The 2,716-nt window shown below is 71.6% G+C and carries 3 protein-coding genes; all 3 read right to left on the bottom strand.

Annotated elements, in window-relative coordinates; translation table 11 throughout:
- On the bottom strand, positions 1 to 888 hold an 888-nt coding region (locus FLV34_RS39010; protein WP_147945559.1), incomplete at its 3' end, for an aldo/keto reductase.
- Between the two features lie 146 nt (positions 889 to 1,034).
- Positions 1,035 to 1,772, bottom strand: a complete 738-nt coding sequence (locus FLV34_RS39005) for an SDR family NAD(P)-dependent oxidoreductase (RefSeq protein ID WP_147945558.1) — start codon at positions 1,770 to 1,772, stop codon at positions 1,035 to 1,037.
- A gap of 91 nt (positions 1,773 to 1,863) precedes the next feature.
- The coding region (locus tag FLV34_RS39000; protein WP_315985233.1) for a fumarylacetoacetate hydrolase family protein at positions 1,864 to 2,716 on the bottom strand (853 nt) is incomplete at its 5' end.

The raw sequence follows: 2,716 nt of genomic DNA, 5'->3' as shown, positions 1-2,716 counted from the left end.
CTCCTCCGCGCTGCGTGCGCCGATCAGGATGGTGGTGACGGCGGGGTGGCGGTGGGGGAAGCGCAGGGCGGCGGCGGGGAGCGGCACGCCGTGGGAGGCGCAGATGCGTCCCAGCTCTCGTGCGCGTTCGACGACGGCGGGTGGGGCGGCGTCGTAGTCGTAGGTGGCGCCTCCGGCGAGGATGCCGCTGTTGAACACCCCACCGGCGATCACGGCCACGCCGCGCCGCTGGCATTCGGGCAGCAGTTCCTCGGCGGCGGAGCGGTCGAGCAACGTGTAGCGTCCCGCGACCAGCACGGCGTCCAGGTCGGTCTCCCGCACGAACCGGGTCAGCATCGGCGCCTGGTTCATCCCGGCGCCGATCGCGCCGATCACCCCCTGGTCGCGCAGCTCGGCCAGCGCCGGGTAGGCCTGACCGGCGGCCTGCTCCCAGTAGTCGTCGGGGTCATGGATGAACACCAGATCGAAACGGTCGAGCCCGGTCCGTTTCAAGCTGTCGTCCAGCGAGCGCAGCACCCCCTCGCGGCTGTAGTCCCGCACCCGCACGAACCCGGTCCGGCCGACGAAGCCCTCCTCCTCGCCCCGGCCCGGCACCAGCACCCGGCCGATCTTCGTCGACACCACCGCCTGCCCGGCCGCGTCAGCGGGCAGGCCACGCAGGAAACACCCCAGACGCTCCTCGGCCAGCCCGCTGCCGTAATGCGGCGCGGTGTCGAAGTAACGGATCCCCGCCTGCCAGGCGGCATCCAGCGCGTGCTCGGCCTGCTCGTCGCTCACCGGCGCGAACAACCCGCCCAAGGGGGCCGTGCCCAGCCCGTACCGCCCCAGCCTGCCCGCCAGAACACCGGCCGCACACCCCGTCCCAGACACCCTTTCCGCCCCGGGCATCGATTCCCCTCCCGGCATCGGCCCTGCCCCCGCCCCAGACACCGATCCCGCCCCAGGCATCGGCCCTGCCCCGGGCATCGGCCCTGCCCCGGGCGTGGATTCCGGTCCCGGCCCTGGCCCCGGGGTGGGCCGGGTGTCGTCGGCGGTCATGATGTCACCGGCCGCAGGCGCAGACCGGACATCCCGCCGTCCACCGGCAACTCGATCCCGGTGGTCGACCCCGCCCGCGGGCTGGCCAGATACGCCACCGCATGCGCGACCTCCTCCGGCGCCACCAGACGCCCGTGCGGCTGCCGGGCCGCCAACGCCACCCGCTCGGCCTGCGGATCCGGCGCGGCATCCACCAACCGCCCGACCCACGGAGTGTCCACCGTGCCCGGCGTCACACAGTTGACCCGGATGCCCTCACCAAGGTGATCGGCCGCCATCGCCCGCGTCAACGCCAGCACCGCCCCCTTGGACGCCGAATACAACGCCCGCTGCGGCAACCCCGCCGTCGCCGCGATCGAACACGTATTGACGACCGCCGCATACGGCGACTCACGCAGATACGGCAGCGCCGCCCGGGTCACCCGCGCGACCCCCACCACGTTCACATCCAGCACCCGCAACCACTCGGCATCATCGTTGCCGGCCACCGAGCCCTGCGCCCCGATACCCGCGTTGTTCACCAGCACATCGATCCGCCCGACCCGCCCGGCCACCGCCGCGACCGCCCCCCGCACCGCCCCGTCGTCGGTCACATCACAGACGAACTCGGTGCCCTTCACATCCAGCACCGCGACCCGGGCGCCGCGCGCGGACAGCTCCTCGGCCACCGCCCGGCCGATGCCCGACGCCCCACCGGTGACCACCGCCACCAACCCGTCGAACTCCCCGCTCATGCCACCCCCACGCCTCGCAGCCGGGGGCCGCATGAACCGAACACGCCGCGCCCGCCGCTCCGCCCACCGGTTCGCCCACCGGTTCGCTCGTTCATGCCTGGCCCACCCGCTGGCGCTGACGGCCCAGACCGTCGATCTCCAGCTCCACCACATCACCCTTGCGCAGATAGGCCTGCGGGCCACGCCCCAGCGCCACCCCCGCCGGAGTCCCGGTGTTCACCACATCACCCGCCTCCAGCACCATGAACTGGCTCAAATACCAGATCACGTGATACACCCCGAAGATCTGGTTCTTGGTGTTGCCGTTCTGCCGCAACCGGCCGTTGACCCACAACCGCAACCCCAGCGCCTGCGGATCACCCACCTCATCCGCCGTCACCAGCCACGGCCCCAGCGGATTGAACGTCTCACACGACTTGCCCTTGTCCCACTGACCCCCACGCTCGTTCTGGAACTCCCGCTCCGACACATCATTGGCGATCGCATACCCCGCGATCACCCCCGCCGCGTCCTTCGGAGAATCCAGATAACGAGCGGTGCGACCCACAACCACCGCCAGCTCGACCTCGTAATCGGTCTTCACACTCCGGCGCGGCACCAGCACCTCGTCATCCGGGCCGACCACCGTGTTGGACGCCTTCATGAACACCACCGGCTCACCCGGGATCGGCGCCCCCGTCTCCTCCGCATGATCGGAATAGTTCAACCCGATACACACCACCTTGCCCGGCCGGGCCACCGGCGCCCCCACCCGCTCGAACGGCCCCGCCTCCGGCAACCGGCCCTCCGCCAGCGCCACCCGCACCCGCTCGATACCGCCCCCCGCAAGGAACACACCGTCGATATCACCCGTCACCGACGACACATCCAGCACCCGCCCGTCCGGCGCGAGCACACACGGCCGCTCCTCACCCACCGGACCCACCCGCAACAGCTTCACGATC

The organism is Microbispora sp. CSR-4, from assembly GCF_008033685.1.
Taxonomy (GTDB): domain Bacteria; phylum Actinomycetota; class Actinomycetes; order Streptosporangiales; family Streptosporangiaceae; genus Microbispora.
Note: the sequence above shows the minus strand (reverse complement) of the source record. Positions and strands in the feature narration are given on the sequence as shown.

Coding starts and splice junctions, on each gene's coding strand:
- FLV34_RS39005 (WP_147945558.1), bottom strand. CDS start 1,772: ATGAGCGGGGAGTTCGACGGGTTGGTGGCGGTGGTCACCGGTGGGGCG.